Origin of the sequence: Agrobacterium sp. 10MFCol1.1, assembly GCF_000381165.1 — a bacterium.
Lineage (GTDB): Bacteria > Pseudomonadota > Alphaproteobacteria > Rhizobiales > Rhizobiaceae > Agrobacterium > Agrobacterium tumefaciens.
Map to the genome: position 1 here is coordinate 265,396 of NZ_KB906079.1, position 25,672 is coordinate 291,067.

24 protein-coding genes are annotated in these 25,672 nt (G+C 59.2%); 6 read left to right on the top strand and 18 right to left on the bottom strand.

Features of this window, described 5'->3' with window-relative positions; genetic code table 11:
• Window positions 1–76: 76 nt before the first annotated feature.
• Entirely contained in the window at window positions 77–742 is a 666-nt protein-coding gene (locus F617_RS0119840) for a hypothetical protein (RefSeq protein WP_026330974.1), read from the bottom strand.
• 203 nt (window positions 743–945) lie between these two features.
• Here F617_RS0119840 and F617_RS0119845 point away from each other — a divergent pair, with 203 nt between their 5' ends.
• Together F617_RS0119845 and F617_RS0119850 are read left to right on the top strand one after the other, a co-directional pair.
• Complete coding sequence (locus F617_RS0119845) at window positions 946–1,677, top strand: response regulator (protein WP_193559229.1); 732 nt, start codon at window positions 946–948, stop codon at window positions 1,675–1,677.
• A complete protein-coding gene (locus F617_RS0119850) occupies window positions 1,674–2,936 on the top strand; it encodes an ATP-binding protein (protein WP_003517899.1) in 1,263 nt (420 codons plus the stop codon). Before F617_RS0119845 ends, F617_RS0119850 begins: the two co-directional genes overlap by 4 nt.
• Before the next feature lie 45 nt (window positions 2,937–2,981).
• Here F617_RS0119850 and F617_RS0119855 read toward each other — a convergent pair whose 3' ends face one another.
• The 6 genes from F617_RS0119855 to F617_RS0119880 form a co-directional block, all read right to left on the bottom strand.
• Window positions 2,982–4,076, bottom strand: a complete 1,095-nt coding sequence (locus F617_RS0119855) for a glycoside hydrolase family 105 protein (RefSeq protein ID WP_019566467.1) — start codon at window positions 4,074–4,076, stop codon at window positions 2,982–2,984.
• Window positions 4,063–5,634: a glycoside hydrolase family 28 protein gene (locus tag F617_RS0119860; protein ID WP_019566468.1), complete on the bottom strand. Its 1,572-nt coding sequence runs from the start codon at window positions 5,632–5,634 to the stop codon at window positions 4,063–4,065. Before F617_RS0119860 ends, F617_RS0119855 begins: the two co-directional genes overlap by 14 nt.
• 112 nt (window positions 5,635–5,746) lie before the next feature.
• Complete coding sequence (locus F617_RS0119865; RefSeq protein WP_026330976.1) at window positions 5,747–7,015, bottom strand: ABC transporter substrate-binding protein; 1,269 nt, start codon at window positions 7,013–7,015, stop codon at window positions 5,747–5,749.
• Between the two features lie 49 nt (window positions 7,016–7,064).
• A complete protein-coding gene (locus F617_RS0119870) occupies window positions 7,065–8,165 on the bottom strand; it encodes an ABC transporter ATP-binding protein (RefSeq protein WP_019566470.1) in 1,101 nt (366 codons plus the stop codon).
• A gap of 2 nt (window positions 8,166–8,167) precedes the next feature.
• Complete coding sequence (locus F617_RS0119875; RefSeq protein ID WP_019566471.1) at window positions 8,168–9,052, bottom strand: carbohydrate ABC transporter permease; 885 nt, start codon at window positions 9,050–9,052, stop codon at window positions 8,168–8,170.
• Window positions 9,053–9,056: 4 nt separating this feature from the next.
• Entirely contained in the window at window positions 9,057–9,938 is an 882-nt protein-coding gene (locus tag F617_RS0119880) for a carbohydrate ABC transporter permease (RefSeq protein ID WP_003517909.1), read from the bottom strand.
• Between the two features lie 211 nt (window positions 9,939–10,149).
• On the opposite strand from F617_RS0119880, the gene F617_RS0119885 reads away from it, so the two are divergent.
• The gene (locus tag F617_RS0119885) at window positions 10,150–11,076 is read left to right on the top strand and encodes an AraC family transcriptional regulator (RefSeq protein ID WP_019566472.1); all 927 of its coding nucleotides are present in this window, start codon (window positions 10,150–10,152) and stop codon (window positions 11,074–11,076) included.
• 29 nt (window positions 11,077–11,105) lie between these two features.
• On the opposite strand, the gene F617_RS0119890 is transcribed toward F617_RS0119885, so the two are convergent.
• From F617_RS0119890 to kduI, 8 genes are all read right to left on the bottom strand, one after another.
• Window positions 11,106–12,386: a TRAP transporter large permease gene (locus F617_RS0119890; protein ID WP_003517912.1), complete on the bottom strand. Its 1,281-nt coding sequence runs from the start codon at window positions 12,384–12,386 to the stop codon at window positions 11,106–11,108.
• A complete protein-coding gene (locus F617_RS0119895) occupies window positions 12,387–12,908 on the bottom strand; it encodes a TRAP transporter small permease (RefSeq protein ID WP_019566473.1) in 522 nt (173 codons plus the stop codon). It abuts the gene before it with no gap.
• A 77-nt stretch (window positions 12,909–12,985) separates the two neighbouring features.
• Window positions 12,986–13,963, bottom strand: a complete 978-nt coding sequence (locus F617_RS0119900) for a TRAP transporter substrate-binding protein (RefSeq protein ID WP_003517915.1) — start codon at window positions 13,961–13,963, stop codon at window positions 12,986–12,988.
• A gap of 146 nt (window positions 13,964–14,109) precedes the next feature.
• Complete coding sequence (locus tag F617_RS0119905) at window positions 14,110–14,988, bottom strand: amidohydrolase family protein (RefSeq protein ID WP_013761415.1); 879 nt, start codon at window positions 14,986–14,988, stop codon at window positions 14,110–14,112.
• Entirely contained in the window at window positions 14,985–16,121 is a 1,137-nt protein-coding gene (locus tag F617_RS0119910; protein WP_019566475.1) for a D-galactarolactone cycloisomerase, read from the bottom strand. Before F617_RS0119910 ends, F617_RS0119905 begins: the two co-directional genes overlap by 4 nt.
• Window positions 16,122–16,145: 24 nt before the next feature.
• Window positions 16,146–17,057, bottom strand: a complete 912-nt coding sequence (gene kdgD, locus F617_RS0119915) for a 5-dehydro-4-deoxyglucarate dehydratase (RefSeq protein ID WP_003517921.1) — start codon at window positions 17,055–17,057, stop codon at window positions 16,146–16,148.
• 113 nt (window positions 17,058–17,170) lie between these two features.
• Window positions 17,171–17,914 (bottom strand): 2-dehydro-3-deoxy-D-gluconate 5-dehydrogenase KduD, encoded by a 744-nt coding sequence (gene kduD / locus F617_RS0119920; RefSeq protein ID WP_013761417.1) that lies wholly within the window; start codon window positions 17,912–17,914, stop codon window positions 17,171–17,173.
• Complete coding sequence (gene kduI, locus F617_RS0119925) at window positions 17,911–18,735, bottom strand: 5-dehydro-4-deoxy-D-glucuronate isomerase (RefSeq protein ID WP_003517924.1); 825 nt, start codon at window positions 18,733–18,735, stop codon at window positions 17,911–17,913. The genes kduD and kduI overlap by 4 nt, the downstream gene beginning before the upstream one ends.
• Window positions 18,736–18,910: 175 nt before the next feature.
• Here kduI and F617_RS0119930 point away from each other — a divergent pair, with 175 nt between their 5' ends.
• The 3 genes from F617_RS0119930 to F617_RS0119940 all read left to right on the top strand — a co-directional run bounded on the left by F617_RS0119930 (window position 18,911) and on the right by F617_RS0119940 (window position 20,939).
• The gene (locus F617_RS0119930; RefSeq protein WP_019566476.1) at window positions 18,911–19,708 is read left to right on the top strand and encodes an NAD(P)-dependent oxidoreductase; all 798 of its coding nucleotides are present in this window, start codon (window positions 18,911–18,913) and stop codon (window positions 19,706–19,708) included.
• A gap of 134 nt (window positions 19,709–19,842) precedes the next feature.
• Entirely contained in the window at window positions 19,843–20,580 is a 738-nt protein-coding gene (locus tag F617_RS0119935) for a FadR/GntR family transcriptional regulator (protein ID WP_003517927.1), read from the top strand.
• 41 nt (window positions 20,581–20,621) lie between these two features.
• Entirely contained in the window at window positions 20,622–20,939 is a 318-nt protein-coding gene (locus tag F617_RS0119940; RefSeq protein ID WP_003517929.1) for a cupin domain-containing protein, read from the top strand.
• Window positions 20,940–20,951: 12 nt separating this feature from the next.
• Here the strand turns inward: F617_RS0119940 and F617_RS0119945 are convergent, their stop codons facing one another.
• From F617_RS0119945 to F617_RS0119955, 3 genes are all read right to left on the bottom strand, one after another.
• Entirely contained in the window at window positions 20,952–22,184 is a 1,233-nt protein-coding gene (locus F617_RS0119945) for a Xaa-Pro peptidase family protein (RefSeq protein WP_019566478.1), read from the bottom strand.
• A gap of 351 nt (window positions 22,185–22,535) precedes the next feature.
• Window positions 22,536–24,539, bottom strand: a complete 2,004-nt coding sequence (locus F617_RS0119950; RefSeq protein ID WP_019566479.1) for an aldo/keto reductase — start codon at window positions 24,537–24,539, stop codon at window positions 22,536–22,538.
• A gap of 37 nt (window positions 24,540–24,576) precedes the next feature.
• Window positions 24,577–25,662: an ABC transporter ATP-binding protein gene (locus F617_RS0119955; RefSeq protein ID WP_019566480.1), complete on the bottom strand. Its 1,086-nt coding sequence runs from the start codon at window positions 25,660–25,662 to the stop codon at window positions 24,577–24,579.
• Window positions 25,663–25,672: the final 10 nt, after the last annotated feature.

Genomic DNA, 25,672 nt, shown 5'->3' on the forward strand with positions numbered 1-25,672 from the left:
CCCGGCTTCAGCCGTTTCCGGCTGATTTCCTCCTTTGCTGGGGGGCTATTAAAGGAGGAAACTTTGAAGAGTGGCGTCAGCCCCGCTCTGCCTGAGGCAGCGGCGGCATCATGTCGCCATGCGGAGGCTCGATGCGACGGTCTCGTGCACGGCCATCATGCGGGACGGGAGGCGGAGGCGGCATCAATGCGCGTTCGAGTTCAGCAAGCTTCTGCACCTGCTGCGGCGAAAGTTTCGGTTTCAGCGTAGCCGCTGCGTCCTGAAGTGCTTTAGCCTGTTCTGCCTTTTTCATTGTGATGCCGGCCAGTTCCTCACCGGCAAGACGAGGCTCTAGCCCCGTCGCACCCGGTCCCTTCGGCGGCAATGGCTTGAGTTCCGAAGTGGGCAAAACAAGATCGATCAGCGCAGTGGTATAGGCGCGCCACGGACCAAGCTGTTCAGGTGTGACGCCGAGATAGATTTCCGCTGCCGAAAGTTTCGTCGCCAACCCCAATATATCCGGGCCCAATATATCCGGCCCCATCATATCCGGGCGTAGCATCTCAGGCCCGGCCATCTTGCGGCCATGCGGCAGCCTTTGCTCCGGACCACTATTCGAACCGAAGTCAGGACTGGCCAGCGGCGGCATGGCCTGTTCCGATGCCTGCGGCACTGGTTCACCCTGCTCCGCAGCCCGGGAGGTGGCCGAAGCGCCAAGAACAGTTGTCACGACGACGGCGGTGGCGATTAGAGCGTTTCTCATCTTACCTTCCTTTTCGTTTTCCAACCTGAGAAGACGATAGGAGCTAAGCGTTTCCGGCTTTGGTCCCAATGTTGCGGGTCTTGTTCCACGCGCGGCCTATTTGTAACCGAATGTTGCCAGAGCGGCCGCAGCAAGCTTTCGTTGCAAAAATCCGCCGTTTCTTTGCTCCGCTTATGTATAGTGGCATCAAAAGGTTGGATGATATGGCGACAGTTTCGGTGACACATATTTTGATCGTGGATGATGATCCGGAGATACGTACATTGCTCGCGAAATATCTCGGCTCGCAGGGGTTTCGCGTTTCTATGGCAGCCGACAGGCGTGAGTTCGAAGAACAGTTCGCCTGCTCCGATCCCGATCTCATCGTGCTCGACGTGATGCTGCCGGATGGTTCCGGCCTCGATATCTGCCGCGATCTCCAAGGCCGCCGGCCGCGCACGCCCGTCATTCTCCTGACAGCGCTCAAGGAGGATGTCGACCGGATCGTTGGGCTGGAAATTGGCGCCGACGACTATCTTGGCAAACCCTTCAATCCGCGAGAACTGACGGCGCGGATCAAGGCCGTGCTGCGCCGCGCAGTACCTCAGGAAGTACCTCGCGGCTCATCCACCGCTTATGGTTTTTCGGACTTCACCGCCGATCCGGAACAGCGCTCCGTCATCCACGCCAGCGGTGAGAGGATCGAGCTGACGGGGGCGGAGTTCGATCTGCTGAAAGTCTTCCTCGACAGGCCCGGCCGGCTTCTTTCCCGCGATCAGCTGCTCGATCTTACGCAGGGCAAGGACCGCGGACCGTTCGACCGCTCCGTCGACGTGTTGATGAGCCGGTTGCGCAAGAAGCTCGAAACCGATGCCCGGGCTCCGATCTTCAAAACCGTTCGCAATGGCGGTTACCAGATGACGGTTCAGGTCAGAACCCTGCCGGTGCATCGATGAGCTCGCTCAGAAACCGTATCGCCGCACTGTTGATCGTCTCCATCATCGCGGTCATCGCGCTTGCAACTGTGGTGGCAGATCAGACATTGCAGCCGCCGCCGCCAGATGCCACCATCGAGCCCGTTGCCCGCAGCCTTGCCTTTGCCGTGACCATGGCCGAACGCGACCCCTCGCTGCAACAACCCGGCTATTTCCGCATTGAACAGAAGCCGCCTGAAGGTGATCTTGACGGAATGCTTTCGGAGTTTCTAGAAAAGGCCCTTGCACAGGTTGGCGAGCCGCGCACCGCAATTGTGATCCGCGCGCCTGGAAGTAATGCCCCGGTGGCGGCTATAGCGCTGGAAAAAAGCGGATGGCTGGTCGCGGAAATTCCGCATATGGGTCCTCCCCCGGGCGGCTGGAAGATTTTCGGCATGTGGATCGGGCTGATCATTCTTGGCAGTGCTGCTGTTTCCATCTTCGCCGCCAGAAAGATCACCCGCCCCCTCGACATGCTGGAAAACGCCGCTGCAAGCATCGGACCCGATGGTTCGCTACCCCATTTGTCGGAAACAGGTCCGGGTGAAATCCGCGCCACGGCGCGGGCCTTGAACGAACTCGCCCGCCGCCTGAAGGCGGCAATGGAAAGCCGAATGCGCCTCGTCGCAGCCGCTGGCCATGACTTGAGAACCCCAATGACCCGCATGCGTCTGCGGGCAGAATTCATCGAAAACGACGAAGAGCGGGGCAAATGGCTGGCGGACCTCGAGGAACTGAACGCCATCGCGGATAGCGCCATTCTGCTTGTGCGCGAGGAAGTGAGCCAGGATACCGTCAAGATGATCGATATCGGCAGGCTTCTCGGCGAAATCGTTAGCGAACTTTCTGATCTCGGTTACGCTGATGCGCTCGACTTTATGAAACCGGAAGCCGCCATGATCATCAAGGCCGCTCCACTTGCGCTTAAAAGAGCCTTGCGCAACCTCATCCTCAATGCCGTCACCCATGGCAAAACGGCACGGATCGATCTAACCGAGGACGAGAGCGAGGTCGTCGTTACAATCCGCGATGAAGGCCCTGGCATTCCGCAGGAACTGATCGGCCGGGTTTTCGAGCCCTTCTTTCGGGTCGATCTCGGGCGGCGAAAGTCGATCCCTGGTGTGGGGTTGGGTCTAGCCATCGCCAGAGAAATCATCGAGCGCTTCGGTGGCACGATCACAATCGCGAACCACAAAAAACAGGGCCTGATCCAGACGGTGATCTTGGCAAAAGTGGCATGATCTCATGCCACAAAACACCCTGTGCCCGTTAAGATGACCGCGCCGTCATGCCAAAAGCAGGCTTTCGGCATAGGCCATCATCAGCGGCCCGACGCCTTTGGCGTCATCGGATACAACCGGCTCGGTCAGGTAATAATCCGGAGACCCATCGCGATAATTGCCCTCGAAACCGCCGAGGCCCGCGACATGCACGATGCCGGTGAGACGGACGATACCCTTTTCGTCCACCTTGAGCTGTCTCTCAAGCAGGGCCTCAAGCGCGGACCGGCCCGCCGAAAGAGCCGCATTTGCTTCCTCTCCCTGCAAAAGCCCCAACCGCGCAGCCCGCAGTAAGGCATAGGCGAACATCGCCGAAGCGGAGGTTTCCTCGTAGTTTCCGGCAAGATCCGGTTTGTCCAGAACCTGCATCCAGAGACCGGTTTTAGTCTGCCGGGCAACAATACCGGCCAGAAGCAGGCCCGCGCGTTCCCGAAGTCCGATCGTGGCGCCATCAGCCGGCAACATCACCAACGCATCGACCAGCGCCATGGCGAGCCAGCCGACGGCGCGGGCCCATACCGCCGGGGATTGGCCGCTCACGGGATCGGCCCAGCGCTGGTTGCGGCTTTCGTCATAACCATGGACATAGAGCCCACCGGCATCCGCCGTCAGCGTGAGTGCGGTTGAGAATTGCTGTAGCGCATCGTCGATAAGTTCGGCGTCACTAGTCGCCTGCGCATATTCGATCTGGAAAGGAAGTCCCATATAAAGGCCATCCAGCCAGACCTGATGCGGATAACGCTTCTTGTGCCAATAATTACCGGCGCCCGTACGCGGATGGCTGCGGAGTTGGCCCGCAAGATGTTCCGCCGCAGCGAGATAACGTGGATCGCCCGTTTCCGCTGCCAGAGGAAACAGAATGCGACCGGCGAGGATGTGATCGATATTGTATTCCTGCGGATCGTAACCGGCGAGCACTCCGTCTGCCGCTATCTGGGTGTCAGCCAGACGATGCAGATGTTCGTTCCAGCGCCGGTCGCCGGTCGCTTCGAACAGGTGCTGCAAACCCCGATAAACACAGCCATCCTCATAACACCAGCTCCCGCCCTTGTAGTGCCTATAGCGGCTGGAGAATTGATCAAAATAATCAGTGGCTTTCATGGGTTTTCTCGATTGAAATCTGTGAGTGGGAAACGGCAGAGGCGCTCAGCAGCGCAGGATCGTCGCAAATGATTTCAGCCTGTTCGAAAACGATCCCCTCATGCAGCATGGGGCGCACCCCATCGGCCATGATCGGCGGTGTGGCCACGGCTACAGGATCACGCGAGACGATTGTGAGATTGCGAATGGCGATATTGCGGATTGGGGCCTCCGCTAAACCGAGAAAGACGCCGGCGGCATGTGCCAGATGGCGGATTTCCACATCTTCGATAGTAATTCCGTCGATAAACGGGGTCCCGTCGTCGACAGGTGCAGGGTCTCGCGACTGCACCCAGCCGTCATGCCCATCGGCATCGCAATGGTAATGGGCATTGGCGGAAAGCGCGGTATGCACGCCATCCAGCAACACGCGGCGCATGGTGATATCGCTGACTGAACCGCCACGGCCCCGCCGCGTCTTGAGACGCAAGCCGCGATCCGTGCCAACCATGTCGCAGTCCTCTACGGTTACGTCATGCACGCCACCCGACATTTCCGAGCCGATCACCAGCCCGCCATGGCCGCGCTCCATCAGGCAATGGCGCACGCTGACGCCGCGTGTTTCCGCCAGATGGTCGTCCTCGCCGTTCGGCCCGCGTTTGCCTGCCTTCACAGCAATGCAATCGTCGCCCACTGAAAAGCGCACGCCTGATATCGTCACGTTGCGGCAGCTTTCCGGGTTGAAACCATCGGTATTGGGGCTGTTATGCGGAGCGCTGATTGTGAGACCCGCCGCTGTCAGGGTCTCGCACCGTTGTGGATGGACCGTCCAGGACGGTGCATTGCGAATGGTGAAACCGAAAAGCCCGACATTGCGGCAGGAGACGAGATGCAGGCCGCGCGGTCGGCGCGCGCCGTCACGGGTTTCTTTCGGCCAGCTCCACCAGTCGCCTCTGTCGCCGGAACCATCGAGGACGCCTGTGCCTTCGATCACGAGATTATCTGCGCCGATGGCATGGACCGGCGCAGCGAAACAGGCATCCGGTAGCCCTTCCCAACTGCCGAGCATGCGGCCCGTCTCATCGCGGGCAGGCAGGATCGGCCAGCCATTGCGGGTGGAGGGTGCGCGCAGCACGGCCCCTTCCGCAAGATGAAACGTCATGTCGCTTTTCAACCGCACGGGAAACGCTGTCCAGAGGCCGGCAGCAAATCGCAACGTGCCGCCCGCAGGCACGGCGGCAACTGCCTCTTCCAGAGCGCGGGCGTTGGCGCGTGCGCCGGCTTCGTCGTCAAGCGCAATATCCGGCGTCAGCGAAAATGCCGTCGCCTCGACAAGCCCCGCGCAGGGCGCTGTCCTGAACTCCAGGCTTGCGAACCCATCCGCTTCGAACAGATACCGTGTATCCGGACGCAGATCATGCAGCAGCGTCACCACGGTGGCGGTTTTTCCGGCTCGTAAATCACCATCTTGCGAAGTCAGCCGCCATGCCGTCTGCGGCAGGCGATATCGCGCACCGGGTACAGCGAGGCAAAGCGCCGCCGTTCGCGCCGAAAGCGCGATGATAGAGGGTTCGTTCATGCTCGTTTCTCGTTGTTCGTGCATGTCCCGCGAAAACAATCGGCGGGAATGCCCATGTCACCCGGCAACCGGATAAAGAGCCCGCCGCCGCAAGCGCGGCGGGCCATTGTCGTCAATCGAATTTGGCCAGAACGTCATTGGTGGTATCGATGATCTGCTCAGCCGCCTCTTCCGCCGTCAGCTGGCCATAGGCATATTCCTCCAGCGTATCGATGAAGCCGGAGCGGATTTCCGGATGTTCGTTGAAGGGCGAAACTACCGGTCCAGATGCCGCCATGACGATGGCGTTGGCGGCGCGCACTTCCGGCTCACCCTTGTCGCCCAGACGCTGCGCCGCAGCCTTGGAAGCAGGCAGGCCGCGAGACGTGCCAAGCGCATCGATGCCCTCAGGCTCGTTCAGCAGGCAGTTCAGGATTTGCGCTGCCGCTTCAGGGTTCTTCGAGTTTTTCGAGATAGAAAAGACCATGGAAGGCTTGCGATAAACGCCTTCCGTTACGGCATCGGCAAGCTTCAGCATCGGCACGGGTTTCAGCACCTGCCCATCCTTCAGGGGATCGGCATATTTCGAATAGGTGGAATCCCATTCATAGGAACCAGCGATACGGCCTTCGGACCACGACGGCTTTTCATAAAGATTGACGTTGCCATCGGCCGCTTCCTCTTTCTGGGAGCGAATGGAGCCGGTTTCCACCAGCTTGCCGACGAACGAGATACCTTCCGCCAGTTCCTCCGGCGTCCAGGCGACACGGTTGGTCTTGGGGTCGACCAGATCCTTTCCGGTTTTCTGCACCACGGCGAGTGTCACGAGAAGCTGGGCAGTCTCCTTTACGGCATTGAAGGTGTAATGATCCTTGCCGAGCTTTTCCTTGATGGTTTTTGTTGCCGCGAAGAATTCATCCCATGTCTTGGGGATTTCAACGCCAGCCTTCTCGAAGGTGGTGGCGTTGAAAAAAAACACGCGGCCGGTGGTGGAGACTGAAAGGCCCTGAAGCACCCCGTTCATAGAACCCGCTTCCAGATCCGTCTCGGCCCATTGCGAAAGATCGAGAGGTTTCAGCTGACGCAGATCAGCAAAACCTTCACCATTCTTGGAAAACAGCGGCAGCCATGGCCAGTTCACCTGAACGATATCAGCCTCCGTCTTGCCTGCCATTTGCGTGGTCAGTTTTTCCAGATATCCATCGAAGCCGGTAAATTCACCTTTGACCGTGTGGCTGTATTTTTCACCGCAGGCGGCAATCGCCTTCTGAGTGGCGACATGACGGCTTTCGCCGCCCCACCACGACATACGCAGTTCCGCGGAACCCGCCGCAGGCGCAGCCACCGTGGCCAGATAGGCAGCGCCGGCCAGCATCGCCATTGTTCTCGTCATCGTCGTCATCTTCATTGTTCTTCTCCTCCTCGAAAAATCAGGCACGCTCGTCCCCTCCTCACAGCGAGACATTGCGGCCATCGGCCTTGTCGAAAATATGCAGCTTCTCGGGGTCCGCCTTCAGTCGCAGAATGCCGTCGCGCCCAAGCGCCTCGAATTCGGCTGCTCCCACCACGCTCACGAGCTTCTGTCCGCCCAGATCGGCATGCAGATAGACCTCGTGCCCCATGAATTCGGCGTTGGTCAGTTTAGCCTGCAGCGCAGACCCATCGGCCTCACCGGCTAATGAAAGATGCTGCGGACGGATGCCGATGACGGCGTCCGCCGGTCTGGCTGAAAGCCGCTTTTCCAGATGGTCGCCTATCGGAAGACGTTGCCCACCGATGACGAACTCCGCCCCGTCGATCGCCACATCCACAAGGTTCATTTCCGGCATGCCAATGAAACCGGCGACGAACAGATTGGCGGGCCGGTTGTAGAGTTCCTTCGGCGTGGCGACCTGCATGATGCGCCCGGCCTGCATGACGCAGATACGGTCGCCCATGGTCATGGCTTCCGTCTGATCGTGCGTCACGTAGACGACGGTCGAAGACAGGCCCTCCGCCTTCAGCTGGCGATGCAGATCGGTAATGCGCACACGCATGGAAGCGCGCAGCTTCGCATCGAGATTCGAAAGGGGCTCATCGAACAGGAACACGCCCGGTTTCTTGATGAGGGCACGGCCCAAAGCAACACGTTGCGCCTGCCCGCCGGAAAGCTGTTTCGGCAGGCGATCCAGCAAGGGCTCGATTTCGAGAATGCGCGCGACATTGTCGATTGCCTTCTCGATCTCGGGCTTGGCAACACCGGCAATCTTGAGACCGAAAGCAAGATTGCCGCGCACCTTCATATGCGGATAGAGCGCATAGTTCTGGAACACCATGGCAATGGAGCGCTTGCCGGGCGGCAGGTCGTTGACGCGCTGATCTCCGATGAGGATTTCACCGCCGGTGATTTCCTCCAGCCCCGCCACCATGCGCAGCGTGGTGGATTTGGCGCAGCCGGACGGGCCGACGAAGACCATGAACTCGCCGTCCTCGATTTCGAGATTGATGCCGTGCACGGCCTTGAAGCTGCCGCCATAGACTTTTTCGAGATTTTTAAGTTGAACGCTTGCCATTTTCAGCCCTTGACCCCGCCAGACGAGATCCCTTCAATGAAATACCGTTGCGCCGCGAAAAACACGACGAGCGCAGGCGCGATCGTCAGCACCGACATCGCCAGGATGCGGTTCCATTCGAAGGCTTCGGTGGTGTCGATGGAGAGTTTGAGCGCCAGGCTCACCGGATATTTATCGACCGAGGACAGGTAGATCAGCGGTCCCAGAAAGTCGTTCATCGTCCACATGAACTGGAAAAGGCAGACCGAGATCAGCGCCGGCGCCAGCATCGGCACGACGATGTAGACCAGCGTCTGCAGACTGTTGGCGCCATCCACACGGGCGGCTTCCTCCATATCCGAGGGCAGCGAGCGCAGGAACTGCACAAGCATAAAGACGAAAAAGGCGTCACCGGCTAGTGCCGAGGGAACCCATAGCGGCAGGAAACTATCCAGCCAGCCGAGGTCACGGAACAGGATATATTGCGGAATGCGGGTTACGACATTGGGCAAAAGCAGGATGGCGATGACCGAGCCAAACAGGATTTTCTTCAGCGGAAAATCGAAGCGCGCGAAGGCATAGGCCGCCATGGTGCAGGAAATCGCCGTTCCGATGACCTTCGGCAGGATGATCAGGAACGAATTCCAGAAAAACCGGCCGAACGTGTAGGGCGTGGAGGTCTCCCAGCCGCGGATGTAACCGTCCAGCGTTGGCGTCTCAGGAATGAAACCTGCACCGGAAAAGATCTCGGAGTTGGTCTTGAAGCTTGCGCCGACCAGCCAGATCAGCGGATAGAGCATGATGAAGCCGACCGCGAACAGCAGCGTGTACCGGACAGAGGTTGATAACAGCCGGAGCCTTGCCCGGCGGGCGGCCTGCATGTCGTTTAAGGTTGCGATATCGGTCATGGCATCAATTCCGCTTGTCGCCGGCGTAATAGACCCATTTTTTCGAGGACCAGAAGGCCACGAGGGTCAGCACGGTGATGATGGTGAAAAGAACCCAGGCGATGGCGGAGGCATAGCCCATGTTGAACTTCTTGAAAGCCTCATCGTAAATATAGAGAGGCAGCAGATAGGTAGACTTCAACGGCCCGCCCTGGGTGATGATGTAAGGCCCGTTAAACTCCTGGAATGCCTGCACCATCTGCATGATCAGGTTGAAAAAGATGACCGGCGTCAGAAGCGGCAGGGTGATGAAGAAGAACGTCTTTACCTTGCCTGCGCCGTCGATTGCCGCTGCCTCATAAAGCGACTTGTCGATGGATTGCAGCGCGGCGAGAAAGATCACCATGGCCGAACCGAACTGCCAGCAGCGCAGCAGCGTAATTGTAAAAAGCGCATTGGCGGGATCGCCAAACCAGTCCACCGGCGACAGGCCGATTGCCGCCAGCGCCATGTTGGCCAGCCCTTCGCTTGCGAAGATGTAGCGCCACAGCACCGCAATCGCGATCGAACCGCCGAGGATGGACGGAACGTAAAAGGCGGTGCGGAAAAAATTGATGAATTGCAGCTTGTAATTGAGTATTGCCGCGATGAACAGCGCGAAGGCAAGCTTCAACGGCACCGTCAGAAACACATAAAACAGGGTGACGTTCAGGGATTTCATGAACGTGCGATCACGGGTGAAGAGCCGCTCGTAATTGGCCAGTCCCGCCCATGTGGGGTCACTCATCAGGTCGTAGCGGGTGAAGCTGAGATACAGGGAACCTAGAAACGGGATCGCCGTGAAAACCAGAAGTCCGATGATGTAGGGCGTCAGATATCCCAGCCCGAGGAAGCGATTAGATTTCATGACGCTCCTCCCCCACCCCGGAAAGGCGCGGATAACAGAATACAATTTCGTGCAAGTGATTCTCCCGGAACGGCTGACGGCGGGCGCATGATGGCGCAATTTCTCGCCGAAGCCGATCTCCTCCCTCATTGATACGGCGCGCATTAGCAGTTTGTGAGGTGACAAAACCAAATTTCCGAGCCAAGGTGAATTAACAAAGACGAGGAAAAAGATGGACGAAATCGAAGGTGGCATTCTCTCGTCCGTTCCGCCTGCGGCGCTCACGCTTAATCTCACGCGCGCCACGATCAAGATGGAGCACTCCCGCACCTGGCAGATCGACAAATCCAATCAGGTGGACGATCTCATTATCTGCCTGGAGGGTCGCGGGCATTATCTCGTGGACGGTGAAGCACGGGTGCTGGAGCCTGGCGACGCCATGCTGATTTTCAGGGGGCAGCATTTTATCGGCTGGAATGAACAGGCCGTCACCTATCGGGGAGTGGCACAGCATTTCACGCTGGATATTTACGGTCGCCACAACCTTGTCGCGCAGATGGACCTCAAGCCGAAACTTTCGCTGAGCCGCTGGCCGCTGCTGGAGCCGCTGGTGCGCCACTATCGGCAGAGCGCTCCGCCCTCCTCTGTCACGCTTGGCCAGCATCACCTGTTCATGGTGTTGCTGATCGCATTTATCGATGATGCATTTCTCGGATGGGTCGACCGTCCAAGTTTCCAGCCGGAAGGTGCCGAAGCCCTGGATCTGGCTGTCATGAAAGCGATCACGATGATTTCCGCCAATCCGCTCGACCCTGAAATCGCCGCAAGGGCGACCGACGCAGCCCCCTATAATCGCGACTATTTCCTGCGTGAGTTCCAGAAACGGGTGGGGCGCACGCCGAGGAAATATCAGGAATTCAAACGCATGGAACGTGCCATGCATTTTCTTGAAGCCGGGCTTTCAGTTGCGGCTGCGGCGGCAGAAGTAGGTTATGGAGATCCCTATTATTTTTCACGGATGTTCAAGCGCACATTGGGGTTGAGCCCGCGCGACCACATGAACAGGATACGCCGCAGCCGGCACGGCAATCTGATGGCGTTTGACGAGCACGAACAGCAGAGGCTGCTTGCCACCGAAATGCAAAAGGCCCCGGCATAGCGGGGCCTTCTTGCGATAAAGCTTTGGAACTACCGGAAAAGTGACGGCAACCAAAGTGAAAGCGACGGAATGTAGGTGACGGCGAGCAGCACGGCTATGCTGGCGCCGAAGAACGGCCAGATCGTTCGCATCGCTTCCCGTATCGTTATGCCGCCAACCGCACATCCCACGAAGAGCACCGTTCCGACCGGCGGCGTATTGAGACCGATACCGGCGTTCAGGATCATCACGACGCCGAAATGCACGGGATCGATGCCGAAGGCCTTCACGACAGGCAGAAGCACCGGCGTGGAAATGATGACCATCGGTGCCATATCCATGAAAGTGCCGAGCAAGAGCAGAATGACGTTGATGACCAGAAGCACGATAATCGGATTGTCCGAAATCGCGCTGATTGTCGCGATCATCAGTGTCTGTACCTGCAGAAACGCCATCAACCAGCCGAACGACGCAGCCGTGCCGATGACGAGCAGAACCATCGCTGTCGTGCGAACCGCCCCCATCACCGCCTCCACGAAACCGCTCCAGTCCAGCTCACGATAGACAAGCATGGCGACAAGGAAGGCATAGAGAACGGCAATGCAGGAACTCTCCGTCGCGGTGAAGATACCCGAACGAACGCCGCCGAAGATGATGCCGATCAACAGAATGCCGGGAAAGGACGCCAGAAGATAATACATCAGCTTCGAAAAGCCGGGAAACGGCTCGGACGGGTAACCCTTGCGCCGCGCGACGATATAGGCGGTGACCATCAGGGCCGCAGCAAGCAGCAGGCCTGGAATGATGCCGGCGGTGAAGAGATCGGCCACCGAAACATTGCCACCCGCCGCGATCGAATAAAGGATCATATTGTGCGAAGGCGGGATCATCAGCGCGATGATGGCGGCGTTGACAGTGACGTTGACGGCGTAATCCCGGTCATAACCGCGCTTGGCCATTTGCGGGATCATCAGGCCACCAACGGCCGAGGCGTCGGCGACAGCCGAGCCGGAAATGCCGCCGAACAATGTCGAAGCGACGATGTTGACCTGCCCCAGACCGCCGCGCAGATGACCGACAAGACCGGCCGCAAAACGGATCAGACGATGGGCTATACCGCCGCGGACCATGAGGTCACCCGCGAAGATGAAGAACGGGATCGCCATCATCGCAAACACGTTCATGCCGGAGTTCATCTGCTGGAAGACCACTATGGGCGGCAGGCCGAGATAAAGAACGGTGGCGAAGGAGGCAATGCCGAGGCAGAACGCAATCGGCGTACCGATCAGCATCAGAAGGGTGAAGACACCGAAGAGGATTGTGTAAGCCATTTACGCGGCCTCCTGCACAAACACATCCGCCGCGATTTCCTCGCCGATGGCAAGATCGATAAAGCGTTCGGCTGCAAACAGCGCGATCAGAAAACCGCCACCGATCAGCGGGAAGAAATCCATGCCGCCCGGCCATCCAAGAACAGGGATCGTCGCCGTCCATGTTCCGGCAGAGAGGACGGTTCCGTACCAGCACATGCCAACCCCGAAAAAGAAGATCAGTGCCAGACTGGTCAGGTCCATCGCCGCCTGTATGCGCGGCGGCATCATATAGCGCAGAATATCCAGCCCCAGATGCACGCTTTCACGCACGCCCACCGCCGCCCCCAGCATGATGAACCATGACATAAGGTGAAGCGACAGCGGCTCGGACCAACTTGGTGAATCATTCAGGATATAACGGGCAAACACCTGCCAGCCGACGATAAGGGTCATGGCGACCATGCCGACGCCGGCGATGTAAAGTGACGCACGGCTGAGCGCGCCGAGAAATGGGCGGATCGCCCGCATGAAGTTTCGCATTTGCCTTCCTCCTCCAACCTCAGACCAATGACGACAAAAGAAAACCGGCCCTGTTGCCAGAGCCGGTTTTCCCTATGTCACTTGACGGCTTTTACCCGCTCAAGAAGGTCTTTCATTTTCGGATCGGTGACGAACTTGTCGTAGACCGGCCCCATCGCGGCGGCGAACTCTTCCTTGTTGACCTTGATGACGTTGGCGCCACCGGCGCGTACTTTTTCTTCCGAGGCCTTTTCGCGCGCACTCCACAATTCACGCATCTTGCCAACGGAATCCTTGGCTGCCTGACGCAGCAGCTTCTGATCTTCCGGCGACAGCTTGTCATAGGAAATCTTGGAGATGACGAGGATTTCCGGATTGAGGGAATGTTCCGTCAGCGAATAGTTCTTCGCCACTTCATAGTGACGGGCGGATTCGTAGGACGGCCAGTTGTTTTCCGCACCATCGACAACGCCTGTTTCAAGCGAGGAGTAAACCTCGCCCATCGGCATCGGCGTAGGGTTGGCGCCAAACGCCTGCATCATCGAAATCCACAGATCCGATTGCTGCACGCGGATTTTGAGGCCCTTCAGGTCCGCCAGTTTTTCGATGGGCTTCTTGGTTGTGTAGAAGGAACGCGCACCGGAATCGTAAAAGGCAAGACCGATCAGGCCGTGCGGTTCGAAAGCTGCCAGAACCTCATCGCCGATCGGGCCGTCTACGGTATTGTGCATGTGTTCCGTCGAACGGAACAGGAAAGGCAGGCCGAGAACGGTGGTTTCCTTGACGAGATTGTTGAAAGGCGCAGCGTTGACGCGGTTCATGTCGATGACGCCGAAGCGGGTCTGCTCGATGGTATCCTTCTCACCGCCGAGAACCGAATTGTTCATGACCTGCACCTTGATGCGGCCATTGGAGCGTTCCGACAGAAGTTCGCCCATATATTTCACGGCTTCAACCGTCGGATAACCGTCGGGATGAATATCGGCCGAGCGCAGGGTGATTTCCTGCGCCTTGGCGGAAACGCCTGACAGCGCGATCCCCATCGCGATGCACATCATGCTTGCAATCTTTTTCATTTCTTCCTCCTCCGTTGTAACAACGGCCCCACCCCTCCAAGGCTAACGGACCGAATTTTTCACGCCCATCCGGGCCGGCATGCAAAGACCTTTCATCTGCAAAGGATGATGGGGACCTCCCTTTCCCCAACTATCCCGAATTGAAACTACACCGCCTTGAGTGGCGGCAGCTTGAACAGGGCTTCTGGATTTTCCACCAGCGCTCGGTGACGGGCCGCATCGTCCGGCAGCCAGCCGAGTGTGAGCTCCGCAAGGCGGGCATCATCCGGATAGGCAGCCGTCTCACGGACCGAATTGTGCGGCCAGTTCGTCCCCCAGACGATCCGCTCCGGAGCATGGGCAGCGATACGGCGCGAAAAGGCTGCAACATCTTCATAGGGCCAGGCGTCGCGCGAACTTTCATAAACACCGGCAAACTTGAACCAGAGATTGCCGCGATCGATGAGCTTCAAAAGTGCCGCCATTTCCGGGCCATCCGTGTCGATACCCCTGAAGAATTTTCCATGGTGGTCGAAGACCCAGCGCGAACGGATTTTTTCAAGGCGCGGCAAATGATCGAGAAGCCCATTGCCGTCGAACTGAACCGCCACCATCCAGTCGGCCGCATGGGCACGCTGATCCACCGCTTCCAGTTCCGATAGGTTCACCGCGCCGCCAGGCAAATCCATGATACGGGCGCCCACGGCACCGGCAGCGGCAAGTCGTTCCATGTCCTTTTCAGTCGTCTTCTCATCGATAATCACCACCGCGCGGGCTGCCTCGCCCATTTCTGCCACGCAGGCCAGCGTGTTGCCGTTATCTCGCTGTTGGGCGTTGCCCTGGGTGATGATGACGCGGTCGATGCCGAGCCATTGCATGAGCTGGCGATAATCCTCAGGCCCCGGCAGCGCACCCGGAGGCAGGCCCGGCCCACCCGGCAAGGCTGGATATCCGGGCAGATACATATGCATCTGAGTATCGACCGCCCCTTTCGGAAACGCTGGCTGCGGCGGTGTCCCGCTTAGTTTTCTGACAAGTTCGCTCATGGCTGTGGCATCCTGAATTCAACGAGTGCGTCGCGGTTGATCTCGATGCCGAGACCGGGACCATCGGGAATGGCGACGACACCGTTCACCGCCTCTACCGGCTGTTGCAGCACGGCCTGACGGAACGGATTATGCGTCCGATCGAATTCCATGATCGGCTCGACGGGGTTTACCCGCACCGGATCGGGCACCATCGCGGCCATGAACTGCAGGGCAGCGGCGATCTGCACGCCCGTGCCCCACACATGCGGCACAATGCGCACGCCGTGCAGCGTGGCAAGCGTGGCAATCTTCTGCGTTTCGGAAAAGCCGCCGCAACCGCAGAGGTCTGGTTGGAGAATATCCACGGCACCGGCGGAAAGCGCCTGCCACATGCCGTAACGCCCGTGCCAGGTCTCGCCTCCCGCAACCGGGATTGGTTGGCCTGCCCGCACGCGCGCATAGGCATCGAGCTGCTCGGGAACCACCGGCTCCTCGAACCAGTCGATGCCGTATTCAGCCGCACGATTGCCGAGCGCGATGGCTTCGGTAACGGTATAGCCGTGATTGGCGTCGATCATCAGCCGCATATCCGGCCCGATCGCTTCGCGCACGGCGGCAATGACCGCAAGATCCTCCTCGATGCCGAAACCGATCTTGATCTTGCAGGCGTGAAAACCCTCTGCACGGCGCTCAGCCATCTCATTGGCATTGTCGGAGATGCGGTCGACCCCATCACGCTTGAAGCTGCCGGTGGCGTAGGCGCGCACGCTTTCGCGCCAGCGCCCGCCGAGCAGCATGGAGATGGAGGTGCCGTAATGCTTTCCCTTGATATCCCACAGCGCTATATCGATGCCGGACAGGGCTGTAATGCTGAGGCCGCGCTGGCCCTGGTCGCGCAGGGCATTGTAAAGTACCGCCCAGATCTTTTCGGTCTGGCGGGGATCCTGGCCAATAAGCCAACCGGAATAGGCCTGAACCACGGCGGCGTTCGGTCGCGCCGGACCGAGGCATTCGCCCCAGCCGACGGTCCCGTCATCGCATTCGATTTCGACCAGAACGTGGGCACGCCGGTCAAAGCGCATGGATGCGCTTTCAAACGACGTGGCCAGCCGATGTTCGAGCAGATGCGTGCGCACCGCTGTGATCTTCATCGTTCCCCTCCCGTTATACCTTGATCACACCTTGCGCTTGTGCGTGCCGATCAGGGCATCGAGCATGCCGATTTCCTCATTCGTCAGATCCTTCAGCGGCGCGCGCACCGGACCCGCATCAAAGCCCTGCAGGCGAACGCCAGCCTTGATGGCGGAGACAGCGTAACCCTTGGCGCGATTGCGGATCGCCATGAACGGATAGAAGAATTCCGTCAGGATGCGTTCGCAGGTGGCGCGCTCGCCGGCCCGCAGCGCCGCATAGAACTCGTTGGCAAGGCCCGGCACGAAGTTGAAGACGGCCGAGGAATAGGTGGTGAAACCGGCGCCGAGATAGGCTTCGGCAAACAGTTCCGCCGTCGGCATGCCGCCGAGATACATCAGGCGGTCACCCATCTTGGCGGTGATCTGGCGAACGAGACCGATATCACCGGTGCCGTCCTTGAAGCCGACGAGGTTCGGGCACTCATCGCAGAGACGCGCCAGCGTATCCGCCTGAAGCACCGAATTGTCGCGGTTATAAACCATGACGCCGATGCCGACCGACTGGCATATTTTCTTGATGTGCGCGTAAAGGCCTTCCTGCGGCGCATCGATGAGATAATGCGGCAGAAGCAGGATGCCATCAGCACCGACTTTTTCCACCGAGCGTGCGATATCAACCGCAACTTCGGTGCCGTAGCCGCAGCCGGAAACGATTGCCGTTTCACCGGCCACTTCCTTGGCAGCCGAAACGATAGCAGGGATTTCATCCGGCTTCAGCGAGAAGAACTCGCCCGTACCGCCGGCGGCAAACAGCACCGGCGCCTTGTAACCGGCAAGCCATTCGACATGCGCCCTGTAGCTATCGGCCGCAAAACGACCCTCGGAATCAAAATGCGTTACCGGGAAGGAGAGCAGGCCGGAGCCAAGCGCCGCCTTGATTTGTTCAGGGTTCATAATCCGTATTCCTCTGCAAGTTCACTGACTGGAAGCCACCTAAACCGCTTGCCGCATATTTGTCAACAAGTCATCATACAAGTTATATGATGAATTTTGAAAACCGGCGCGCATTAGCGCGCCAGCCAGCCACCATCGACATTGAGGATGGCGCCATGCACGTAGTCGGCCGCCGGCGAGGCGAGGAAAACCGCCGCCCCGGCGATGTCTTCAGAATGCCCCCAGCGGCCTGCCGGGATGCGCTCCAGAATGGCCTTGTTGCGGGCAGCATCCGCCCGCAACGCCTCGGTATTGTTGGTTTCGATGTAACCGGGCGCAATGGCATTGACGTTGATGCCCTTCGCGGCCCACTCATTTGCCAGAAGCTTGGTCAGACCCGCAACGCCATGCTTCGCCGCCGTATAGGACGGTACGCGGATGCCGCCCTGAAACGACAGTAGCGAGGCGATATTGACTACCTTGCCCGGACGACCTTTCGCCAGCAATTCCTTGGCGAAGGCCTGCGTGGTGAAAAACAGCGCCTTGAGATTGACGTCCATCACCTCATCCCAGTCGAGTTCTGAAAACTCCACGGAATCGGCGCGGCGAATGATGCCGGCATTGTTGACGAGAATATCGAAACCGGCGTCGGCAAAGCTGTCCCTGGCGGCGAGTGGATCGGCAAAATCAATCGACAATGCGGCGGCCTTGCCGCCGTTCTTCGCGATCATGTCCAGCGTCTCGTCCGGCGCGCGGCGGGCGGCGCAGACAACTTCCGCGCCGGCCGCGGCGAGGCCGACGGCGATTGCTTGACCAAGCCCCGTATTGGCACCCGTCACCAGCGCCTTACGCCCTTGAAGCGAAAAGGGATTTTTCATTTCAGATCCCCCGGCTGAATGAAGTCCATGTCGGTATAATCGACATTGTCCCCAGCCATGGCCCAGATGAACGTGTAAGAGCCGATGCCAGCGCCGGAATGGATCGACCAGGGTGGAGAAATGGCACCCTCTTCGTTGGAAATGAAGAGATGCCGCGTTTCCTGCGGCTCACCCATCAGGTGCAGAACGCGCGACTTTTCATCCATGCCGAAATAGAGATAGGCCTCCATGCGGCGATCATGAATATGCGACGGAATGGTGTTCCAGACGGAGCCGTCCTCTAGCGTCGTATAGCCGAGCACCAGCTGGCAGCTTTCCATGACGAGTGGGTGGATGAACTGGTTGATTGTGCGCTTGTTGGAGGTCTCGGTCGCACCAAGCTTGACCTCCTTGCTGTCGGCAAGGCTGACGAGCTTTGCCGGCAGGCTGCGATGCGCCGGGCATGAAGTGATGTAGAACCGGCCCGCGCCATCGAAAGTTACCGCACCGCTTCCCGCACCGAGATACAGAACGTCGCCACGATTGAGCGTATACGTCTCGCCACCAGCGTTGACGGTGCCGGTGTCGCCGATATTGACGATGCCCATCTCGCGCCTGTCAAGGAACGACGGCGTCTTGGTTTCCTCGACCTTGTCCAGCATCAGCGGGGCACCATCAGGCACCGCGCCGCCCATGACGAAACGGTCGTAATGGGTATAGATCAGCCTGATTTCGCCGGAACGGAACATGTCGTTGGCGAGGAAATGCTTGCGAAGCCCATCGGTATCGAGCGTTTTTGCATATTCCGGGTTGACGGCCTGCCTTGTTTCGACGGTCAGCATCAAACTCATCCTTCATGATTGTTGCGTATAGGACATAATATATGTTATCCGCTTTTTGTACGATCTGTATGACAAGGTCAAGAGGAACCTGGATATCTCGACCACGCCGGAGACGTTGAATGGGGTTTCCCGCAGCCTCGATGATCCGCAGTCCATTCGTTTAGGGAGAATTGCAATGAAACGGCTTCTTGTTACCGGTGCGGCTGGCCAGCTCGGCCGCGTCATGCGCAAGCGCCTCGCACCCATGGCCGAGATATTGCGTCTTGCCGATCTTTCGCCGCTCGATCCTGCCGGGCCGAAAGAGGAATGCGTGCAATGCGATCTTGCCGACGCCAGCGCCGTCGATGCGATGGTCGCCGATTGTGACGGCATTGTCCATCTTGGCGGCATATCGGTGGAGCGGCCTTTCGAGCAGATCCTTCACGGTAATATCATCGGGCTTTATAATCTCTATGAGGCGGCCCGCGCCCATGGGCAGCCGCGAATCGTCTTCGCCAGCTCCAATCACACGATCGGTTATTATTCCCAGACAGAGCGGCTTGGCCCCAACGTTCCCTTCCGGCCGGACGGTCTTTACGGCGTGTCCAAATGTTTCGGCGAAAGCCTCGCCCGCATGTATTTCGAAAAATTCGGCCAGGAAACGGCGCTGGTCCGTATCGGCTCCTGCACGCCGGAACCGCAAAATCACCGCATGTTGTCGACCTGGTTTTCGCAGGATGATTTCGTATCGCTGATCGAGGCGGTTTTCCGCGCGCCGGTGCTCGGCTGCCCGGTCGTCTGGGGCGCATCGGCCAATGACGCGGGCTGGTGGGACAATTCCCACCTCGGCTGGCTTGGCTGGAAACCGAAGGACAACGCCGAGACTTTCCGGCAGTACATTGCCGAGACAACACCGCAACCAGACCCTAAAGATGCGGTGGCGCGTTTTCAGGGCGGCGTTTTCATCGACAATCCGATCTTCAAGGCGACTTGAAATGCCATTCGGGACCGACAGGCATGATAACCGGTCTTTCCTGCGCGTGCAGCGGGATTGCAAGCCGGACCGCGAATGACGTATCGAGGAATACCGGACGCTAACCTGCACCCTTTTTTAGAACGGCGATGACAATGACAAAAGCGATAACCTCCGAACCGGCAGCTCCGCAAGCCAAGACGCTTGTGGTGAAGGTTTCCGAGGAGCTCCGCAGCCAGATCGCCAAGGGCCGTTATAAGACAGGCGAGCGCCTGCCTTCCGAAGCGCAGATGACGCAGGAATTCGGCGTAAGCCGCACCGTGGTGCGCGAGGCCATCGCCTCACTGAGGTCCGATGGGCTGGTCGAGCCGCGTCAGGGTGCGGGCGTCTTCGTGCTGGAGCCAGCGCCTGTCGAGCGACGGCCGTTCCATAATGTCGATCTTGCCCGCGTCTCGTCCCTTATCGAAATGCTCGAACTGCGCACCGCCGTGGAAGGTGATGCCGCCGGTCTTGCGGCCGTTCGCCGCTCCCCGGCGCAGGAGGAGAAAATCATCGAAGCCTTCGATGCCTTCCGCGCCAGCGCCGCCAAGGGCATTCCGACAGCAGAGGCCGACTTCGCTTTTCACCTGGCCGTTGCCGACGCAACCAACAATCCGCGCTTCAGCGAGTTTCTACAGGTGCTTGGCCCAACGCTCATTCCGCGCCGCGCCGTTGCCGAAAACGGCAAGGAAACCGTGCTTTCGCCCGCTGACCTCAACCGGCTTGTCGGTGAGCACGAAGCGATCCTGATTGCGATACAGGACGGCGACGAAGAGGCGGCAAGAAGCGCCATGCGCCACCACCTGAAAAGCAGCCAGACGCGTTACCGCGCCATGCTGCGCGCGCCGCGCTGAATTTCAAGCTTGAACGACATCGCATGACCGAGGAGAACGACATGCAGCAGCTTCCGACATTCCCCACCGTTTCACCCGACGATGGTGTTGAACGCACCGTGCTTTCCGAAGCGCCAGAGCTGATGGTGGTTTCGTTCCGCTTCAAGACCGGCGCCGAAGGCAAGCTGCATAACCATCCGCATGTGCAATCCACCTATGTCGCCAGCGGCAGCTTCCGCTTTTACCGCGATGGCGAAGCCTACGACCTGCAGAAAGGCGACAGCCTCATCATTCCCGGCCATGTCGAGCACGGCTGCCTCTGCCTGGAAGAGGGCGAACTGATCGACTGCTTCACCCCTCGCCGCGACGACTTTCTTTGAACCTGGCCGGCCTCAGGCGCGGGACAAATCCCGCAGGGTGCGTGGCAGGCTGTTCATGCACTCTGCCCCTGCTGTAGTAACGAGGAACTGGTCCTCGATCATCAGCGCGCCCAGACCTTCGCCGTAAAACGGCGCTTCAAGTGCCACGACCATGCCGGGAAGAATGACCTCCTCATTGTCATGGGAAAAGAACGGCCATTCCTCGATGCCTACGCCGCCGCCGACGGAATGGCCGAAGTGACCGCGATAATATTCGCTGAATCCGTCTTTGCGCATCGAAGCCAGCATGGCGGCGTGCACCGCACCGAATGTATTGCCGGGACGAATCGCTTCCAGCCCGCTGGCAAAAGCTGCCTCCAGCGCCTTGAAAATATTGGCCGCGAGCGGAGAGACCGGACCCCATGAAAACGTCCGCGCACCATCCGACGAATAACCATCGACCAGCGTGCCAACATCGGCCTTGATCAGGGCACCGGGCGCGACGACCGCCGTCATATCCGACAGGGCCGGACCGACCGATATATAGTCCCAATGGCCGCTCAGCGAAAAACCCGACTTCAAGGCATGCGACTGAGCGCCGGCTTTCCACGCGTTGGAAAGCTCGCTGAGCGCCACGCCCGGCCGCACGGCCGCCGCCATCTCGACCAGCCCGGCCTCAGCGGCCGCTGCGGCCCGCCTGAGAAGTTCAATCTCGCGAACGGATTTCACCGCACGCAGACGTTTCAGCACTGTCGAACCATCAACCCAGGTCACAGCGGGCGTCGCCTCACGAAGAGCCGAAAAATCGGCGGCGGGCATGAATTCGAGATCGGCACCGATGCGCGCCGCAGACAGCCCGCGTTCCTGCAGAAGGTCGGCCAGCAAAACAAAGCAGGCGGCGCGATCGAATGTCTCCGGCCTCTGTCCGCCGGAATTGTTTCGGCGATAGGCACCGTCTACCTGCGAGACGTTTTCGACACCCGACATATCGACCATATCGATCCAGATGCGATGCCGGCGCAGATCGACATCAGGCGCGGCCTTCTCGACAAGAGGTGCGGCGTGATCGCTGACGACGGCGGCAAGCCCGGACGCAGCATCGGCTGGCACAAGCGCAATCGCCGACCCCGCCCTGCCCCACATCGTCGCAACGCCCGCATGTGCTCCAACGGCATAACGGAAGGCTTCGGGCTGGAAGAGCACCAGCGCATCCATGCCCGCCTCACCCATCAACTGCTGCGCACGGCCTCGATCGATATCGCCCATAAGAACCCCGGTAGATTGTTTCACCCCCGTGTTTTCAGGCGGGCGCAATTATATCAAGATTCCGATTTATCAGCGGCTGCTGAGAGAAAGAAGCAGGAAAACAAGATAAGGTAGGAGGTTGGGGATAGTCCTCCTATAAAACAGTGCTTTAGCACAATCACAGCATCCGCATTCCGTCACCCTGACGAGATACGGGGTCCAGCACGGTCAATTCCTTGATTGCAAAAGGCTCCGGCCACGGCGCTGGCACACCGTGGCCGGATGCCGGGTCAAGCCCGGCATGACGCAGGAGAGGTAGCCGACTTTATCATCCATCCGGAGACCGCGGAAAACCCGCCGCCTCGTGTCGCGTCACGCCTCCAGCCACTTAACCTGCTCAGCCGTCAGCTTGATATCCAGCGCAGAAAGGCTGTCCTCCAGTTCGGCAACGGTGCGCGGCCCGATCAGCGGAATGACCGGGAAAGGCTGGGCGATGACATAAGCGAGCGCGATGTGGATCGGATGGCGGCCGAGTTTCCGGGCAAGCTCGATCGCCCGGTCGCGGCGGTCGAAGTTGCGGTCGGAATACCAGACGCGGACGATTTCCTCGTCATCTCGCTTGTCCCGCCCCGCCCGGTCGGTGAAAAAGCCACGCCCCTGGCTCGACCAGGCGAAATTCGGGATCTGGCGGGATTGGAGCCATGCCTTCCACTCATCATCCGATGCCGCCACACACCCCGCCCAGATGGGATCGAGCATTTCGGCAAGCGAGAAATTGTTGGAAAGTGCGCCCGGCGCCTGCTTGCCGTTCTCTTGCGCATAGGCGGTGGCCTCGTCCATACGCTCGCGCGTCCAGTTCGATCCGCCAAAAATGCCCCGAATGCGACCACGCCGGACTTCGGCATCCATCGCATCGACAAATTCGCCGACCGGCACGTCGGGATTGTCACGATGCATGAAATAGACATCGACATAATCCGTCTTCAGACGCTCTAGCGACTGGTTGAGCTGCTTGGCGATCATGTCCGGATAGCAGAGGGGCGAATGCGCGCCTTTGCCGATCAGCACGATTTCTTCGCGCGGCACGTTGCGGCTGGTGTGCCAGTCACCGAATATGGCTTCCGTCTTGCCGCCGCCATAGACATAAGCCGTATCGAACAGATTGCCGCCCGCCTCATAAAAAGCATCGAGCGTCAGGGACGCGGAGGCGAAATTGGGGAAGAACTCGAAACCGAGCGCAACCACCGAAGCGAGTTTGGTGAGGCCGGGTATCTGCCGCTTCGGAACCGCATTGCCTGCCACGACCTTGCCACCGGCAATATTCGTGATGCGAGAGGTTGCTTTTTCGACGCTGTATTCCAGGCCAACGGCGGCACGCCACTGGTCCATGACACGTAGATTGCCGAGACTGTCGGCCCAGCCCATGCCGGGCGCGCCGAATTCCTGCTTGCCCTGCCTTATCGCCTCACCTGCCGCATCGACTTCGAAGGAATAGAGCCAACGGTCTTCCGGCAATTCGATGGTTTCGACCTTGTCGCCCCTGAAAATATCGATCCGGCCGGTGCCACCCTTGTGGCCGGCGGCGAACCAGAAATCCTTGACTTCGATACGGCCTTCCGAACCGATGATGCGCAGCACATTGTCCTGGCCTGCCATGATCGAGCAGGAGACTTCGGCAACGATACCGTTCGAAAATTTTAGAACGGCCGAAGCCCATTCATCGACGCCCGACTGGCCGAGATGGGCCGCACCTACAATCTTTTCGGGTTCAGCAAAGGGTTTTCCATCGACTGCACCGGCAATCAGCCGCACCATGGATACGGGATAACCGCCGACATCGAGAATGCCGCCGCCTGCCGTCTCATTGGAAAACAGACGATGGTCGGCACGGAAAGACCCCATGTTAAAACCGAAACTGGAGCGGATGATGCGGATATCGCCAACGGCGCGGTTCCTGATCAACTCTACCAGTTTTGCCGTCTGCGGATGCAGGCGGTACATATACGCCTCGCCCGCGAAGACATCAGCTTTTTTCGCTTCGTGGAAAATGGCGTCGGCGTCATAGGCGGAAAGCGCGATGGGCTTTTCCACCAGCACGTTTTTGCCCGCACGGATCGCCTTGATCGCCCATTCCGCATGGCCGGTATGGGGCGTGGCGATATAGACGGCGTCGATATGGGGATCGGAAAGCAGCGCATCGTAACCGTGGATGATGCGCGCGCCGGGAAAGGCGTCAGCAAGGCCGGGCTTGTCCGGATTGCGGGTGGCGATAGCCTCGAGCTTACCCGTGCGGGAATGGGCAATGCCGTCCGCAAAGGTCTTGGCGATGGTGCCCGGGCCGATAATGCCCCAGCGGATCGGTTGGTCGGTCGTCATGAAATCCTCGTCTTGACTTGCGTGCTTGGGAAAGGGTTCAGCGCAGGCGATTGCCCTGACTGTCGAAAAGAAATGCCTTGCGGGCGGAAAGACCGACCGTCAGCCGGTCACGATTGGCGACGTCTCGCGATTCCGGCCGCTCGATGACGAGTTGCTCACCGCCTTCCGTACGGGCATAGACATAGCTGGTATTGCCGAGGTGCTCGGCGACATCGACGTGGACGGTGAGATCGGCATCGCCCTGCCCGACATCAGCAAAATGTTCGGGCCGGATACCGAGCGAGACCTTGCTTCCCTCATCGAGCCGGTCCTTGATCGGCAGGGTCAGCCGCACGGCAGGATCGCTGTCGAGCGACAGCGTGACGCTTTGTCCACCCGTACCGATGACGGTCGCCTCCAGAAAATTCATCTTCGGCGAACCGACGAAACCGGCAACGAAACGGTTGGCGGGGTCGTCATAAAGATCGAGCGGGGCACCAACCTGTTCGATATTGCCCGCCCTCAAAACCACGATCTTGTCGGCCAGCGTCATCGCCTCGGTCTGGTCGTGGGTGACATAGATCATCGTGGTGCCAAGCTGCTTGTGCAGCCGCGAGATTTCCACCCGCATCTGCACCCGAAGTTCCGCATCGAGGTTCGACAAGGGCTCGTCGAACAGAAACACCTGCGGTTCGCGCACGATGGCGCGGCCGATGGCGACACGCTGCCGCTGCCCGCCGGAAAGCTGCTTTGGCCGGCGTTCCATCAACTCGTTGATCTGCAGGATTTCGGCGGCGCGGCTGACACGCTTTTCCGTGTCGGCCCTGGGATTACCGTTCATCCTCAGGCCGAAGGACAGGTTTTCGGCAACCGTCATGTGCGGATAAAGCGCATAGGATTGAAACACCATGGCGATGCCGCGATCGGCCGGATCGGCATCGTTGACCGTTCTGCCGCCGATACTGATATCGCCGTCCGATATATCCTCCAGCCCCGCGATCATACGCAGAAGCGTTGATTTGCCACAGCCGGACGGGCCGACGAAGACCACGAACTCGCCATCGGCAATATCGAGATCTGCACCATGGATGACTTTCAGCGCACCGTAGCGCTTGACGACATTCTTGAGCGAAAGTTCCGCCATGCGGTCTCTC

Excerpts from the sequence above, each read along its gene's own strand:
- F617_RS0119850 (WP_003517899.1), top strand. The coding sequence starts at position 1,674 with ATGAGCTCGCTCAGAAACCGTATCGCCGCACTGTTGATCGTCTCCATC.
- F617_RS0119875 (WP_019566471.1), bottom strand. The coding sequence starts at position 9,052 with ATGACCGATATCGCAACCTTAAACGACATGCAGGCCGCCCGCCGGGCA.
- F617_RS0119945 (WP_019566478.1), bottom strand. The coding sequence starts at position 22,184 with ATGGGCGATATCGATCGAGGCCGTGCGCAGCAGTTGATGGGTGAGGCG.
- F617_RS0119880 (WP_003517909.1), bottom strand. The coding sequence starts at position 9,938 with ATGAAATCTAATCGCTTCCTCGGGCTGGGATATCTGACGCCCTACATC.
- F617_RS0119840 (WP_026330974.1), bottom strand. The coding sequence starts at position 742 with ATGAGAAACGCTCTAATCGCCACCGCCGTCGTCGTGACAACTGTTCTT.
- F617_RS0119900 (WP_003517915.1), bottom strand. The coding sequence starts at position 13,963 with ATGAAAAAGATTGCAAGCATGATGTGCATCGCGATGGGGATCGCGCTG.
- F617_RS0119910 (WP_019566475.1), bottom strand. The coding sequence starts at position 16,121 with ATGAAGATCACAGCGGTGCGCACGCATCTGCTCGAACATCGGCTGGCC.
- F617_RS0119930 (WP_019566476.1), top strand. The coding sequence starts at position 18,911 with ATGAAACGGCTTCTTGTTACCGGTGCGGCTGGCCAGCTCGGCCGCGTC.
- F617_RS0119895 (WP_019566473.1), bottom strand. The coding sequence starts at position 12,908 with ATGCGAAACTTCATGCGGGCGATCCGCCCATTTCTCGGCGCGCTCAGC.
- kduD (WP_013761417.1), bottom strand. The coding sequence starts at position 17,914 with ATGAAAAATCCCTTTTCGCTTCAAGGGCGTAAGGCGCTGGTGACGGGT.
- F617_RS0119865 (WP_026330976.1), bottom strand. The coding sequence starts at position 7,015 with ATGACGACGATGACGAGAACAATGGCGATGCTGGCCGGCGCTGCCTAT.
- F617_RS0119955 (WP_019566480.1), bottom strand. The coding sequence starts at position 25,662 with ATGGCGGAACTTTCGCTCAAGAATGTCGTCAAGCGCTACGGTGCGCTG.
- F617_RS0119855 (WP_019566467.1), bottom strand. The coding sequence starts at position 4,076 with ATGAAAGCCACTGATTATTTTGATCAATTCTCCAGCCGCTATAGGCAC.
- kduI (WP_003517924.1), bottom strand. The coding sequence starts at position 18,735 with ATGCTGACCGTCGAAACAAGGCAGGCCGTCAACCCGGAATATGCAAAA.
- F617_RS0119940 (WP_003517929.1), top strand. The coding sequence starts at position 20,622 with ATGCAGCAGCTTCCGACATTCCCCACCGTTTCACCCGACGATGGTGTT.
- F617_RS0119935 (WP_003517927.1), top strand. The coding sequence starts at position 19,843 with ATGACAAAAGCGATAACCTCCGAACCGGCAGCTCCGCAAGCCAAGACG.
- F617_RS0119885 (WP_019566472.1), top strand. The coding sequence starts at position 10,150 with ATGGACGAAATCGAAGGTGGCATTCTCTCGTCCGTTCCGCCTGCGGCG.
- kdgD (WP_003517921.1), bottom strand. The coding sequence starts at position 17,057 with ATGAACCCTGAACAAATCAAGGCGGCGCTTGGCTCCGGCCTGCTCTCC.
- F617_RS0119950 (WP_019566479.1), bottom strand. The coding sequence starts at position 24,539 with ATGACGACCGACCAACCGATCCGCTGGGGCATTATCGGCCCGGGCACC.
- F617_RS0119905 (WP_013761415.1), bottom strand. The coding sequence starts at position 14,988 with ATGAGCGAACTTGTCAGAAAACTAAGCGGGACACCGCCGCAGCCAGCG.
- F617_RS0119845 (WP_193559229.1), top strand. The coding sequence starts at position 946 with ATGGCGACAGTTTCGGTGACACATATTTTGATCGTGGATGATGATCCG.
- F617_RS0119870 (WP_019566470.1), bottom strand. The coding sequence starts at position 8,165 with ATGGCAAGCGTTCAACTTAAAAATCTCGAAAAAGTCTATGGCGGCAGC.
- F617_RS0119890 (WP_003517912.1), bottom strand. The coding sequence starts at position 12,386 with ATGGCTTACACAATCCTCTTCGGTGTCTTCACCCTTCTGATGCTGATC.
- F617_RS0119860 (WP_019566468.1), bottom strand. The coding sequence starts at position 5,634 with ATGAACGAACCCTCTATCATCGCGCTTTCGGCGCGAACGGCGGCGCTT.